Below are 13,286 nucleotides of genomic sequence, written 5' to 3' on the forward strand. Positions count from 1 at the left end.
AATCATTGACCAGAATGAGGGACAACATGAAACAGATAAAGACAGTGGTGGCCGCCGCTGCCGCTCTTTTGACTGTCACTGGCGCAGCTCTTGCCGCCGACAGCATCAAGATCGGCGAGATCAACCACTATAAACGCCTGGCGGCTTTCGCCGAACCCTACAAGAAGGGTGTCGAACTGGCGCTAGACGAAGTCAATGAGGCCGGTGGTGTTCTGGGCCGACCATTGGAATTCATCTTCCGCGACGACAACGGCAAGCCCGGCGATGCGGTAAAAATCGCAGAAGAACTGATGACGCGGGACGGTGCGGTCATGCTGACCGGCACGATCCTCTCCAATGTCGGCCTCGCCATTTCCTCGCTGGCCGGCGAGAAGAAGTACATTTATCTGGCGGCCGAGCCGCTGGCCGATGCCCTGGTCTGGGAGTCCGGCAACCCTTACACGTTCCGCCTGAGAACCTCGACTTTCGTGCAGGCCGCGATGCTGGCGGAAGAAGCTGCCAAAACCGATGCGGTCCGCTACGCCACCATCGCGCCGAACTACGCCTACGGCACAGCCGCCGTTGAGGCCTTCAAGGAAAACCTGAAGAAGCTCAAGCCGGAAGTGGAATTCGTCACCGAACAGTGGCCGGCACTTTTCAAGATCGACGCCGGGGCAGAAGTCCAGGCGATCGAAGCGGCCAAACCGGACGCCATCTTCAACGTGACCTTCGGGACCGACTTGCAGAAATTCGTCCGCGAAGGCACGACCCGCGGTCTGTTTGACGGCCGGAACGTCTATGGCCTTCTTACCGGCGAACCCGAATATCTGGAGCCGCTCGCCGACGAGGCGCCGGAAGGTTGGTTTGTTACCGGCTATCCCTGGTATGACGTCAAGGACGGCCCGGCCAAGGACTTCGTCGATGCCTATATCGCCGCCTACCCGGGTGAAACACCGAAGATCGGTTCCCTCGTCGGCTACATGACCGTGGAGAGCATCGTCGCCCTGATCGAGAAGGCGGGATCGACGGACACGGACGCGCTTCTTGCTGCCTTCAAGGACCTGAAAGTCGAAACGCCCATGGGTGAGATCATCTATCGCGACATCGACAACCAGTCCACGATGGGCGCCTATGTCGGCACCACCGCCGTCAAGGACGGCAAGGGCGTGATGGTGGATTGGGAATACAAGAACCCGGTCGCCTACATGCCGAGCGACGACGACATCAAGGCAAAGCGTCCGGCGGAATAAGCCTTTCCGGTCCATTCCGCCACTGCGCCGCCGCGCGTTACTTCCTCCTGCGCGGCGGCCGCGGACTTCTCATCTCGTTTCGGATAGATAAATCGCCATGGGTCTCTTTGTGGCACAGCTCCTCACGGGGCTTGCAAACGCAGCGGCGCTGTTTCTCGTCGCCTCCGGTCTGTCGCTGATATTCGGCGTCACGCGTATCGTGAACTTCGCACATGGGTCGCTCTACATGCTGGGGGCCTATTTTGGCGTCACGCTGATGAATACCCTGCCGGGGGTCTTCGGATTCTGGACCTCGATCCTGTTGTCCGGACTGATCGTCGGGGTAATCGGCATCGCCATCGAGGTCTGTGTTCTGCGGCCGGTCTATCGCGCTCCCGAGCTCTTCCAGCTCGTTGCCACCTTCGGTGTCATCCTGGTTATTCAGGACCTCACACTCATGGTCTGGGGCGCGGAGGATCGGCTTGGGCCGCGCGCCCCAGGGCTGAAATCCGTGGTTCGTATTCTGGGCGAACCGGTGCCGCAATATGATCTGGCGCTCATCGCGATCACCCCCTTCATCCTGCTGGCGCTCTGGTGGCTGATTGCCAGGACCCGCGTCGGTGTGCTCGTGCGCGCCGCGACACAGGACCGGGAAATGGTCGGTGCCCTTGGGGTCAACCAGTCCTGGCTGTTTACAGGTGTGTTTTTTCTCGGATCGGCGCTGGCCGGTCTTGGTGGGGCTCTTCAACTGCCGAAGGGCGGCGCCGATCTGCTGATGGATCTGAACATCATCTCCGCCGTTTTCGTTGTTGTGGTTATTGGCGGAATGGGGTCCATCCCGGGAGCTTTCGTGGCGTCCGTACTCATATCGGTGCTTAATGTCTTCGGCGTCTCCTACATCCCTCAAAGCACATTGGTGCTGATGTATGTGGTCATGGCCGTCGTCCTGCTGATCCGTCCTTATGGACTTTTCGGGCGGGAGGAAAAGGCGGGCGAACATGGCCAGGTCGGCGAACCGGACCGGCCGATCCGTCCGGCGGGCACAAAGGGACGCCTGTTCGTGGCGGCTTTGATCGCCGCTCTTGCGCTCGTTCCCCTCGTAGGTGAAAATTTCACGCAGGTTCTGATCACCGATATTGTTATTTTCTGCCTGTTTGCCGCCTCCCTGCAATTCATGCTGAGCACGGGCGGTCTGGTGAGCTTCGGCCATGCCGCCTACTTCGGTGGCGGGGCCTACGCGGCGGCCCTTCTGGTGACCTATGCGGACACCCCGATGGAACTGGCCTTTCTGTTCGCGCCCCTTGCCGCCGGGCTGCTGGCGCTCATTTTCGGCTGGTTCTGCATCCGCCTGAGCGGTGTCTATTTCGCCATGCTGACCCTCGCCTTCAGCCAGCTCGTCTGGTCGCTGGTCTTCCAGTGGTACGACGTGACCGGCGGCGATGACGGCCTCGTCAATATCTGGCCTGCCGAATGGCTGTCTGGTACGACGGCCTATTACTACTTCACGCTGATCGTCGGCGTCGGCGGCATTATCCTGTTGCGCCAGCTCGCTCACGCGCCCTTCGGCTACACGCTCAGAGCGACCCGTGACAGCGCCCGCCAGGCGGAAGCCACCGGTATCAACGTTAAGCTGGTCCAGTGGTCTGCCTTTGCCATGGCGGGGGCCATGGCCGGTCTGGCCGGCGGGCTGTTCGTCTTCTCGAAAGGGTCGATCTTTCCCAACGAACTGGAAATCGGCAAGAGCTTCGACGCGCTCATTGTCGTCTTCCTGGGCGGTGTCAAAACCCTGTCGGGCGGCGTGGTCGGTGCGGCCTTCATGGAAAGTGCCAAGGACTGGCTGACACGTCTGGAATACTGGCGGCTGATCCTCGGACTGCTGATTATCGGTGTGGTGATCATTGCCCCTGACGGAATTGTGGGAACCCTGCGTCGCGTTGGCGAACGCATCGGCTTGCTCCGGACACAGGAGTTCATGAGATGACTGCGGTTCTCAAAGTCGAAAACCTGGTCAAGACCTTCGGCGGGATCAAGGCAGTGAACGGGGTGTCCTTCGAAGTCGCCCCCGGGGAACTGAAAGCTCTGATCGGCCCCAATGGCGCTGGAAAGTCCACCTGCTTCAACATGCTGATGGGCCAGTTACCTGCTTCGTCCGGTCAGGTTTTCCTGAACGGGGAAAACATTACCGGACGGCCTCCCCGGGACATCTGGCGACGCGGCGTCGGCCGCACTTTTCAGATTACCGGCACCTATCAGAGCATGACGGTGGCGGAGAATGTTCAGATGGCGCTGATGTCGCATCATCGCCGTCTTTTCTCCGTGTTTTCCTATGCTTACAAGCTCTACCGCGAGGAAGCCCTGTCGTTGCTGGAGATTGTCGGGATGGCGGATCAGGCCGACCGGGCCTGTGCCGTTCTCGCCTATGGCGACCTCAAGCGGCTGGAACTCGCCATTGCCTTGGCCAACGCACCGACCTTGCTGCTGATGGATGAGCCGACGGCCGGCATGGCGCCCAAGGAACGCATCAGATTGATGCAGTTGACGGCGGACATCGTTCAGGAGCGCGGCGTAAGCGTGCTTTTCACCGAACACGACATGGACGTCGTCTTTGCCCATGCCCATCACATCATGGTCCTCAACCGGGGAGAATTGATCGCGGACGGGACAGCGGCAGAAGTCCGCAACAACGCGCACGTTCAGGAAGTCTACCTCGGCGGCGGAACCCTTTTTGGACAGGAGAACACCGGTGCTTGAGATCTCCGCTCTGAACAGCTTTTACGGCAAGGCCCACATTCTGAACGATCTCGGGTTTTCTGTTTCCAAGGGGGAAGTGGTGGCGTTGCTCGGGCGCAATGGTGCCGGCAAGACCACGACGATGAAATCCATCATGCAGCTCGTGCGCCCCAAGTCCGGCAAGGTTCAGTTCAACGGACAGGACATTACCGCTCTGCCTTCTCACAGGATCGCCCGTCTTGGCCTTGGGTATGTTCCCGAGGAACGCCGCATCTTTTCGGACCTGACCATCCTGGAAAACCTGGAGGTCGGCCGCCAGCCACCCCGTGCGGATGCGCCTGCCTGGACAGTCGACGCGCTTTTCGAGCTCTTTCCCAACTTGTTCGAACGGCGTCACAACCGCGGCAAGGCCATGTCGGGCGGGGAGCAACAGATGCTTACCATCGCCCGCACGCTGATGGGGAATCCCAAGCTGCTGTTGCTCGATGAACCGTCCGAAGGCATCGCGCCGGTGATCGTCGAGCAGATGGCCGAGACAATTCTCAGGTTCAAGAAAGAGGGCCTGACCGTCATTATTTCAGAACAGAACCTGCATTTCGCCCGGATTGTCGCCGACCGCGCCATCATCATCGAAAGCGGTGAAAAGAAATTCGACGGAAGTTTTTCCGAACTTGAAAAACAGCCGGAGATCCGCGATGCATACCTTTCCGTTTAGCCGCTGAGGCCGACAGGAGACAGAGTGAACCAGAAGTCCGACGAAACCCAGGTAACGGCGTCAGAAGAAAACCGGGAACCCGGTACGCCGCCGGTGCCGGACCACGGCTATGTGCTGGACGATCAGATCGGCTATCTTCTGCGCAAGGCCTACCAGCGGAACGCGGTCATCTTTTCAGAGAAGGTCCGGGATCTGACGCCGACCCAGTTCGCGGTCATGGCACGGTTGTCGGAGCGTGGTCCTGTTTCCCAGAACAGGCTGGGCCGGCTGGTCGGTCTTGACGTGGCAACGACGAAGGGCGTCGTTGACCGCCTGACGGCGCGCGGGTTCCTGCAAGGGCGCAAAGATCCGGACGACAAGCGCAGGCAGCTGATTTCCCTGACTGAGGAGGGCTTTCGGTTTTTTCTGTTGAATGCCCCCAAAGGCCTTGAGATCTCGGCGGAAACCGTTGCGCCCCTCACCCAGGCGGAACAGCGGTCGCTCTTTCGCATTCTGAAAAAACTTCAATAAGCCTGGCCTGTCGCAGCATTCGCTGCCGCGCAGAATCCGGTTCTGTCGCAAACTTTACATGAATCGATGTGGAGGCAACGATGCGTCGGTGACGTTTCCAGTGTCTGGGAGACGAGCGATGGCTCTTTCCTTCAAGACCTGAAAATGGTGCGCATGAATAACGCCAGGGGTTCGTCGGAGCGGCTTGCCTTCATCGGGGTCAGCGCACCGCTCCACGAATTCATCAACCAGTTAGCCGCCTGCTCGGGCGTGAGATGTGCCAGACCGATTTGACCGAGGCCATCTTCCCGCAGACAACAGGCTACCGTCTCCACCATTGCCCGCCAGAGTGGTTATTGTGTCCTGTTTTTGGTCGGGCTCCGGTTTTGACTTAAGCACACCATCCGACAATGCCCTTGATCTCAAGGAAATCATGAATGCCCCAATCGGCATATTCCCGTCCATTCCCGGATTGCTTATAGCCTCCGAACGGGGCCATGGGATCGTGGTCGGGATAATTGATATAGACTGATCCGGCCCTTAATTTCCGCGCCATGCGTTTTGCGCGCTCCATATCACCGGCCTGGATGTAAGCGGCAAGGCCATAGACGCTGTCGTTCGCCAGAGCGATGACCTCTTCGTCAGTCTCGTAAGGCAGGATGGCGAGCACCGGTCCAAAAATCTCGTCCCGGGAAATCGTCATGTCCGCCGTAACGCCGCCAAATACAGTTGGCTTCACATAAAATCCGGTCTGCATCCCGTCCGGTCTTCCAGGCCCTCCAGTCACCAGGACAGCGCCTTCCTTCTGGCCGATCGAGATATAGGACTGGATCTTGTCAAACTGCACCTGGCTGATGACGGGCCCCAGGTCGTTCGACGCATCCGAAGGGTCGCCGACTTTTAACGAGGCGGCCGCCTGTTTCGCGATTTCAAGCGCGCGTTCATGTTGGGCGTGTGGAACGAACATGCGGGTTGGCGCGTCGCATGATTGTCCTGAATTGCTGAAGCATGATTGAACGCCCATGGTGACTGAGCTTTCAAGGTCGGCGTCATCGAAGATGATGTTCGCCGATTTGCCACCGAGTTCCTGGGCAACCCGCTTCACGGTGTCGGCGGCTGCTTTCGCCACCGCCACGCCCGCTCTTGTGGACCCTGTGAACGACACCATATCGGCATCTGGATGTTCTGCCATCAGTTGACCGACGTCCGGTCCGGTTCCATTGATGAGATTGAAGACACCGGGTGGCGTTCCTGCCGCGTCCATAATCTCCGCGAATATGATCCCAGACATCGGAGCGATCTCCGATGGTTTCAGGACGACAGTACAACCCGCCGCCAGAGCCGGGGCGACCTTGCAGACGATCTGGTTCATCGGCCAGTTCCAGGGCGTGATCAACGCGCAGACGCCGATCGGCTCCCTGGCAATCAAGGATGTACCGCGCACCTCATCAAAGCTCATGTCACGCAGAACCTTTATGGTCGCATTCAAATGTGCGACGCCAACGGCCACCTGCTCGTCCCTTGAGAACGAAATCGGACACCCGAGCTCGCGCGTGATTGCCTGCGCCAGGTCTTCAGCGCGCTTCTCATACTCGGCGCGAATTCTCTCCAGCAAAGCAAGACGGTCTTCCTTCGTAGAGAAGGCAAAGGTTTCAAACGCGGCTCGCGCGGCCTTCATCGCCCGGTCCACGTCTGCGGATCCTCCCAGTGCGATCTTGGCGAACGGTTTTTCCGTTGAGGGGTCGACGACGTCGAGGGTGGCGTCCGTCGAGGACGGCGACCACGCACCGTCGATGAAGAAATTCAGGTCGTTCTTGGTGTACATATCATCCACTTTGCCATGTTGAAACATTGCCTTCAGGCGTTCTCGAAGCCCTGAAGCACGGCGAGCACGTTCTCGCCGACGTCCTCGACCGCGTAACCACCCTCCATCACGAAAAGCGTCGGCAGCCCCAGTTCCGCGATAAGGGCCCCCGCCTGATGGAAATGCTCTTTCCGCAGTTTGAAGCGGCTGATGGGATCACCTTCGAACGTGTCGACGCCCAGGGAAACGACAAGCCTGTCCGGCGAGAACGAGCGAACTTCCTTGAGTGCGTGCGTGAGGGTTTGCGACCAGGCTGACCATTCCGTGCCAGCGGGCATGGGATAGTTGAGATTGAAGCCCAAACCGGGCCCTGCGCCTTTTTCTTCCGCCGCACCGATATAGAACGGATACTCGTAGCTGGGATCGGCATGCAGGTTCACGACCTGAACATCATCGCGCTCGTAGAAGATTTCCTGTGTGCCGTTGCCGTGATGATAGTCGATGTCGAGGACCGTGACGCGTTCGGCGCCCGAGTTGCGGAACCGTTGGGCAGCAACAGCCGCGTTGTTGATGAAACAGTACCCGCCTGCGAAATCCGGACCGGCATGATGTCCAGGTGGCCGGCAAAGGGCGAACGCAGCCAGGTTGCTGGCACTCACAAAATCGGCGCCTGTGAGCACCGTGTCGTGGGAGGCCTTGATAGCTTCCCACGTCCCGCGAACGAACCCGGTGCTTGCATCGAAGGAGTAATATCCGAGGAGGCCATCAAGGCTCGTGGGCCGCACGCGACCACGTAGTCCGCGGCTTGGCCAGGCGTATGGAAGCGCCGTCCCTGAGCGGCCGTCTCTCTCCCACATGTCCCAGGCCTTGGAGAGAAATTCTAGATAGTCGAGCGCGTGGATCTGCCTGGCGGTTTCGAGGTCGTGTACCTCTGGTACAACGACCTGACCGAGGCCCGCCCGTTGGATGCTCGACAGGATGAAGTCAGACCTGGCGTGCGTCTCGAACCCCGGCACGAGTTCGCCGTTATAGAGTTCGTGATGGTCACGATGTCCGATTTGCTTGTCCGAAAAGATCGTTTTCATGTGCTGACCGAATAACCTTGGAAGGAGGTGTCACTGCTGTCGGCGACCGCTCGATTGCAGGATGAAGAAGACGGTGACGACTATGATCGAAAGCAGCAGGAAGATTGCTGATATCGCGTTGATCTCTGGGGTCACGGTTCTGCGAAGCTGGCCAAGCATGTACGTCGGCAGCGTATCCTGGCCCGGAGACTTGACGAACTCGGTGATGACGACATCGTCGAGTGAAATCACAAAGGCCAGCATGAACCCTGCGAGGACGCCTGGCAGAAGCTGCGGCAGGGTTATGTGGAGAAAAGCTTCGAAGGGACGGGCGTACAGGTCGCTGGCAGCCGCTTCCAGATTGATGTCCATCGTTTCCAACCTCGCCCTGATCGGCAGATATGCAAACGGGATGCAGAAAGCGGTATGCGCAATAATGAGGTAACCGAGACCAATATATCCGGTCCAGGACTTGATCGCCGCGACAACGATCAGAAGAGCGACCGCAGTCACGATCTCCGGCACCATCAAGGGAAGGCTGATGAGCGCGTATTGGAACATCCAGCCTTTGTAACGGGCTGTGCGTGTCATCGCGATCGCGGCCGGAATGGCGACTGCCGTGGAGATCAGGGCCGCTGTGAAGGCCAGCTGAAGGGACAGGATCGATGCGTCGACGACTTGGGGGTTCTCCATGGCACTCCAGAACCATCTGGTCGAGAAACCTTGCCAGTCCGCCGAGCTCAATCCGGCATTGAATGCCAGTATGACCAGGATCAGCAACGGCGCATAAAGGCAGAAGAAGGTGAACAGCGCGATGGTGTTGAAGCCGCGCTGGCGGGTTACCGAGAATTTCTTAGCCATGAGCGCCTCCCCTGGGTCCGCCCGCTCGCGCATAGATCAGAAGAGCGGCCATCACGATCGTCATGAGCACAATGGAAACGGCCGAACCATAGGGCCAGTCCTTGCCCTGGCCGAACAGCAGCTCGATGTAGTTGCCCATCATCAGCCTTTTCCCGCCACCGAGCATGATTGGTGTGACGTAGGTGCTGATTGCGGGGATGAAGACAAGGGTACTTCCAGCGATCAACCCGGATCGGGAAGACGGCAGGATCACGTTCCAAAGAACGGAGCGCGGTCTGGCGTAGAGATCGGAGGCAGCCTCCAGAAGCCGTCTGTCGAGCTTTTCCAGGCTGGCGTAAACAGGCAGCACCATGAGAGGCAGGTAAACATAGACCATGCCGATGAGGACTGCAGTGTCTGTGTACAAAATCTGCAGCGGTTCCGACACGATGCCGAGCTTGATCAAGGCCGTGTTGAGCAGGCCTTCCTGTCTGATGATGTCCTGAATAGCGAAGGTCCGGATCACGAGGTTGGTCCAGAATGGGATTGTGATCAGCAACAGCCACAGATCGCGGCGCGTTCGCGGGCGCGTGGCGATAAAATAGGCGGTGGGAAATCCCGCCAATAGTGTGATGATTGTCGTCAGGAGGGCCAGCCAGATGGACCTCGCAAATATCGTAAGATTACCGGTCGCCAGGGTGAGTTCATCGCCGAACAGGTCGCGTTCAAAAAGAACTTTGACCCAGCTGTCCCAGGAAAACTCCCAGGTTACGCCGCCATATGCCCCTGGTGTCAGGAAAGAGTAGACGACGACGATAAGAAGAGGTCCCGCAGCGGCGGCGAGGATGATGATCAACGCTGGAGCGGTCAGCATCCACTTCCGCCCCGGGGTGCCGCGTCCTTTGATATTCTGTGCCATGGCCGCGTTCAGTCCCACAACAGCCGGACGGCATTGGGCAGCAGTTCCAGGGTCACCAAAGCCCCTTTCTTGAAGTCGGTCTCCGCTCCATCAAGATTCTGCTGGCGTACCTTCAATTCCTCGCCACCATCGGAAAGCACAAGGGTGTAGAACGTGTCCATGCCGTTGTAGGTGACCAGCTTTACAGTGGCTTTCGGGCCGGAAGATTGGCTGTCGGCCTGCAAAATGCGCACCTTTTCGGGCCGTATCGCCGCGGTCGCCTCTCCCGTTTCGATATCGATGTCAGGCTCCCGAACCTCTACGGTACCAAGTCCAGGGATCTTCACCGAGACGTGCACTCCAGAGCGCTCGCCGACGGTGGCAGGGAGAAAATTGGTGTCGCCTATGAAACTCGCGACGAACCGATTGGCCGGGCGGTCGTAGATCTCCCGCGGAGTGCCGATCTGGACAATCTCGCCGCTGGACAAGACGGCGATGCGGTCCGACATTGAGAGGGCTTCCTCCTGATCATGGGTCACGAATATGAACGTGATCCCGGTTTGGGCCTGCAGTGCCTTGAGCTCGACCTGCATTTCCTTGCGAAGCTTGTAGTCCAGTGCCGAAAGCGATTCATCCAGAAGCAGGACTTTGGGTTCGGGAGCCAGTGCTCGCGCCAGCGCGACGCGCTGTTGCTGACCGCCGGACAGCGCATCGACGTGACGTTTCGCAAGATGATCCAGCTTGACCAGCTCGAGCATCTCGCGAACCCTGTCATTCGTTTTATTGCGAGGATATCGTTTCATGCGCAGCCCGAAGCGCACGTTCTGTTCAACCGTCATGTGTGGGAAGAGCGCGTAGCTCTGGAAGACCGTGTTGATCGACCGCATGTAAGGCGGCATGCCGCCGACCTGCTCGTCGTTCAAATGTATCGAGCCGCTGGTGGGAAATTCGAAACCACCGATCAGACGTAGAAGGCTTGTCTTTCCGCAGCCTGACGGCCCGAGGAGAGTGAAGAACTCGTTGTGCCGGATTTCAATCGAAACATCTTTGACGGCATGGACTGCTACCGGTTCCACGCCATATGTCTTGCACAGCCCGTCAAGACGGATTGCCGAAGTCGTGTTCATCGCAATTTCTCCACCAGCTTCGAGACGCCGCCAGACCGGCGGCGAACATGCCGCTGGACCTTAGCCGCGTCCCGGCCACCGCTTATTTCTGGATGTCGAGCCAGATGCGGCCATACAGTGCGGTCGTATCGGGATCGCAAAGGCGGAGCAGTTCTCCATTGCTGCGAACAGCTTCGGGGATAGACAGTTCGGGCGCACCCTTCATGTCGTCCGGATAAAAGTCTTCAACCCCCTCGATAGCTGCGGGATAACGCGTGTAGGCGGAGTTGAGTGCAGCGTTCTCGGGATCCATGAGGAAGTTCTGGAAAAGCTTTGCGTTTTCCATGTTTGGAGCATCCTTGAGCACGACGATGTTGTCGGAACCGTAGGTGAAGCCCTCCTTGGGAAATCCAAACGCGATCTTCGGATTGCCGAGCCTGCGCTTGAGCGCGGACCCACTCCAGTCAAGCGACGCCGCGATATCACCCGTGCCGATCTTCTCGATCCCGCTGTAATCGATGGAGGCCCAATATTGCTTCGCGTCTTTGAGGAGCGTGTGTACCTTCTTCAGCAACGCCTTGTCGTTGGAACACCAATCGCCACCCGAATACCGAATTGCGGCGTACATGATGTCGTTCATCTCAGGGACGATATTGATCTTGCCTTTGAGGCTGTCCGGTGGGTCGAGCAGCAGCCCCCAAGTGTTCACATCGCCGTCGTAGTCCTCGGTGTTCACCGTCACGCCGGACGTGTACCAGAGCCAAGGCACCGAGTACTTTCGACCCGGATCAAAATCGGGATTGGCCCAATCTTCTGCGATGTTCTTGCCATTTTCCATCTGACCAGGATTGGTTTCCGCGATCAGGCCTTCGCCGATATAAATGGGCATGAAGCTCTGCGAGGGGACCACGACGTCAAATCCGGTGTAGCCTTGGCGAATTTTGGCCAGTGCGGTGTCATTGGAGTCGAAGTCGGTGATGGTGACGTCGACGTCATACTCTTTTTCAAACTTGGTAATCAGCTCAGGGCTCGTGTAATTGCCCCAGTTGTAAATGCTGAGCTTTCCTTCGGCCGACGCAACTGTGGTCGACACGGCAAATGCCAACGTTGCAAATGCGATTGAATGCAATTTCATGGGTTCCCCAATCCATGTTTGTGTTTTCATTGAACGCGCGATACCGCGAGGGCCACTTGACGGTGGCAAGCGGGTGTCAAAGGTCGACTGCTCGGCAGGTTCACGTTGAACTTCCACGACGACACCAGCGGTCACGTTTTTTGTAGGGGGACTAATGGGGCGAGCGCTATCCACCTGTCAGGAGGGCTGCTGCACAGAAAGCAGGCAAGGTGAATATCAGGTCGGGTCAGATTCGAGAGGCGGAACGATCGATATCGCTACGGCCGGCTTTGCGGCCACCTCTAGTGATTCTGGGTGTTCCTTGGCAGTAGGAACAATGACGCACGATGCTGAAGTCGATCATCGACCTTGTCGCAACGTCGTAGACGGCGTTTCGCCGAAAAGCAACTTGTAGCGCCCTGCGAAGCGGCCCCAATGCATGAAACCCCAATCCATTGCAACTTCAGACACCGATTTTCCTTGTTCCCGAGCTGATATCAAATCCCGTCTTGCACCGTTCAGGCGCAAATAGATCAACATCCGCTCGAGGGGAAGCCCTGCATACTCGCGGCAGACCTGACGGAGCTTATGCGTTTCGATGCCCAGGTCGCTCGCAAGCGAGCGAACGCTGGGAATGTGCTCTGGTGTGAAATCCTCCAGACGATCGCGCAAACGCCTGTAAATCCGTTCGCCCTCGACGATCGCCGGAGGCTCTATGAGTTGGCTATTCTCCGCGAGAAGGTCCAGTCGATCCTGAATCAACCCCGGCAGCACATTCTTCATCGACATCTGCTGATGGTCGCAGTTCGTGATTTTCGCGATTTGGATCAATGAGTTAAGCCACTCGGCGAGAAAGTCGGCCTGCTCCGACATCGGCCCGCAGACAAAACCTGAAAAAGCAGACGGATTTCTCGCAATGTCGGGTTGATCGACGACCACCATCAACAGATCGCTGTTCGTATCCATGATGCCAACACGGTCGACCCAATCGAAGGCGAAGCCCGCCTTCGACAACATCTCCTCCCCCTGGATCAGCTGCGTCATATCGTTTTTGGGGTAGTAGTAGAAGACCATGCTGCCTTCCGGCGCGGAGTAGACTTGTTCTGTAGCGACGTTGATCTGTTCTCTGTAGATTTCGACGCCCGGCATGCGCAAGGCCAAGACCTGGCCGTCATAGGAGCCGGTTGAAATTTGCCTGTATTCCTGATGCCAACGCGGCAGGGCAGACTCCTGTTCAACTGCATCGTTATAACTGTACCGATAATACATCGCGTTACCTCTTTTCGACCCCTCCCGACACAGCGCAGTTCGCTTTGCT

12 protein-coding genes are annotated in these 13,286 nt (G+C 58.2%); 5 read left to right on the forward strand and 7 right to left on the reverse strand.

The window, feature by feature from the left end; genetic code table 11:
- Window positions 1-26 precede the first annotated feature (26 nt).
- The 5 genes from AC2A6O_RS15995 to AC2A6O_RS16015 all read left to right on the forward strand — a co-directional run bounded on the left by AC2A6O_RS15995 (window position 27) and on the right by AC2A6O_RS16015 (window position 5,163).
- Window positions 27-1,229, forward strand: coding sequence for an ABC transporter substrate-binding protein (locus AC2A6O_RS15995; RefSeq protein WP_498928503.1), 1,203 nt, complete (start codon window positions 27-29; stop codon window positions 1,227-1,229).
- Window positions 1,230-1,326: 97 nt separating this feature from the next.
- Window positions 1,327-3,189, forward strand: a complete 1,863-nt coding sequence (locus AC2A6O_RS16000) for an ABC transporter permease (protein WP_148587613.1) — start codon at window positions 1,327-1,329, stop codon at window positions 3,187-3,189.
- Window positions 3,186-3,959, forward strand: coding sequence for an ABC transporter ATP-binding protein (locus tag AC2A6O_RS16005; protein ID WP_148587612.1), 774 nt, complete (start codon window positions 3,186-3,188; stop codon window positions 3,957-3,959). The genes AC2A6O_RS16000 and AC2A6O_RS16005 overlap by 4 nt, the downstream gene beginning before the upstream one ends.
- A complete protein-coding gene (locus AC2A6O_RS16010) occupies window positions 3,952-4,653 on the forward strand; it encodes an ABC transporter ATP-binding protein (RefSeq protein ID WP_148587611.1) in 702 nt (233 codons plus the stop codon). The genes AC2A6O_RS16005 and AC2A6O_RS16010 overlap by 8 nt, the downstream gene beginning before the upstream one ends.
- 24 nt (window positions 4,654-4,677) lie before the next feature.
- Window positions 4,678-5,163: a MarR family winged helix-turn-helix transcriptional regulator gene (locus AC2A6O_RS16015; protein ID WP_498928506.1), complete on the forward strand. Its 486-nt coding sequence runs from the start codon at window positions 4,678-4,680 to the stop codon at window positions 5,161-5,163.
- A 370-nt stretch (window positions 5,164-5,533) separates the two neighbouring features.
- Here AC2A6O_RS16015 and AC2A6O_RS16020 read toward each other — a convergent pair whose 3' ends face one another.
- The 7 genes from AC2A6O_RS16020 to AC2A6O_RS16050 all read right to left on the reverse strand — a co-directional run bounded on the left by AC2A6O_RS16020 (window position 5,534) and on the right by AC2A6O_RS16050 (window position 13,237).
- The gene (locus AC2A6O_RS16020) at window positions 5,534-6,967 is read right to left on the reverse strand and encodes an aldehyde dehydrogenase family protein (protein WP_498928508.1); all 1,434 of its coding nucleotides are present in this window, start codon (window positions 6,965-6,967) and stop codon (window positions 5,534-5,536) included.
- Window positions 6,968-6,999: 32 nt separating this feature from the next.
- The gene (locus AC2A6O_RS16025; RefSeq protein ID WP_498928510.1) at window positions 7,000-8,031 is read right to left on the reverse strand and encodes a histone deacetylase family protein; all 1,032 of its coding nucleotides are present in this window, start codon (window positions 8,029-8,031) and stop codon (window positions 7,000-7,002) included.
- A gap of 30 nt (window positions 8,032-8,061) precedes the next feature.
- Window positions 8,062-8,871, reverse strand: a complete 810-nt coding sequence (locus AC2A6O_RS16030) for an ABC transporter permease (protein ID WP_498928512.1) — start codon at window positions 8,869-8,871, stop codon at window positions 8,062-8,064.
- Window positions 8,864-9,769 carry an ABC transporter permease gene (locus AC2A6O_RS16035; protein WP_498928514.1) on the reverse strand — a complete coding sequence of 302 codons (906 nt, stop codon included), beginning with the start codon at window positions 9,767-9,769 and terminating at the stop codon, window positions 8,864-8,866. The genes AC2A6O_RS16030 and AC2A6O_RS16035 overlap by 8 nt, the downstream gene beginning before the upstream one ends.
- An 8-nt stretch (window positions 9,770-9,777) precedes the next feature.
- Entirely contained in the window at window positions 9,778-10,875 is a 1,098-nt protein-coding gene (locus tag AC2A6O_RS16040) for an ABC transporter ATP-binding protein (protein ID WP_148587605.1), read from the reverse strand.
- Window positions 10,876-10,957: 82 nt separating this feature from the next.
- Window positions 10,958-11,989, reverse strand: a complete 1,032-nt coding sequence (locus AC2A6O_RS16045) for an extracellular solute-binding protein (RefSeq protein ID WP_498928750.1) — start codon at window positions 11,987-11,989, stop codon at window positions 10,958-10,960.
- Window positions 11,990-12,328: 339 nt separating this feature from the next.
- On the reverse strand, window positions 12,329-13,237 hold the full coding sequence (locus AC2A6O_RS16050) for a helix-turn-helix domain-containing protein (RefSeq protein ID WP_498928517.1): 909 nt from the start codon (window positions 13,235-13,237) through the stop codon (window positions 12,329-12,331).
- Window positions 13,238-13,286 lie beyond the last annotated feature (49 nt).

It is taken from the genome of Labrenzia sp. ATLA3 (genome assembly GCF_057180185.1).

Excerpts from the sequence above, each read along its gene's own strand:
- AC2A6O_RS15995 (WP_498928503.1), top strand. The coding sequence starts at position 27 with ATGAAACAGATAAAGACAGTGGTGGCCGCCGCTGCCGCTCTTTTGACT.
- AC2A6O_RS16000 (WP_148587613.1), top strand. The coding sequence starts at position 1,327 with ATGGGTCTCTTTGTGGCACAGCTCCTCACGGGGCTTGCAAACGCAGCG.
- AC2A6O_RS16005 (WP_148587612.1), top strand. The coding sequence starts at position 3,186 with ATGACTGCGGTTCTCAAAGTCGAAAACCTGGTCAAGACCTTCGGCGGG.
- AC2A6O_RS16020 (WP_498928508.1), bottom strand. The coding sequence starts at position 6,967 with ATGTACACCAAGAACGACCTGAATTTCTTCATCGACGGTGCGTGGTCG.
- AC2A6O_RS16025 (WP_498928510.1), bottom strand. The coding sequence starts at position 8,031 with ATGAAAACGATCTTTTCGGACAAGCAAATCGGACATCGTGACCATCAC.
- AC2A6O_RS16030 (WP_498928512.1), bottom strand. The coding sequence starts at position 8,871 with ATGGCTAAGAAATTCTCGGTAACCCGCCAGCGCGGCTTCAACACCATC.
- AC2A6O_RS16035 (WP_498928514.1), bottom strand. The coding sequence starts at position 9,769 with ATGGCACAGAATATCAAAGGACGCGGCACCCCGGGGCGGAAGTGGATG.
- AC2A6O_RS16040 (WP_148587605.1), bottom strand. The coding sequence starts at position 10,875 with ATGAACACGACTTCGGCAATCCGTCTTGACGGGCTGTGCAAGACATAT.
- AC2A6O_RS16045 (WP_498928750.1), bottom strand. The coding sequence starts at position 11,989 with ATGAAATTGCATTCAATCGCATTTGCAACGTTGGCATTTGCCGTGTCG.
- AC2A6O_RS16050 (WP_498928517.1), bottom strand. The coding sequence starts at position 13,237 with ATGTATTATCGGTACAGTTATAACGATGCAGTTGAACAGGAGTCTGCC.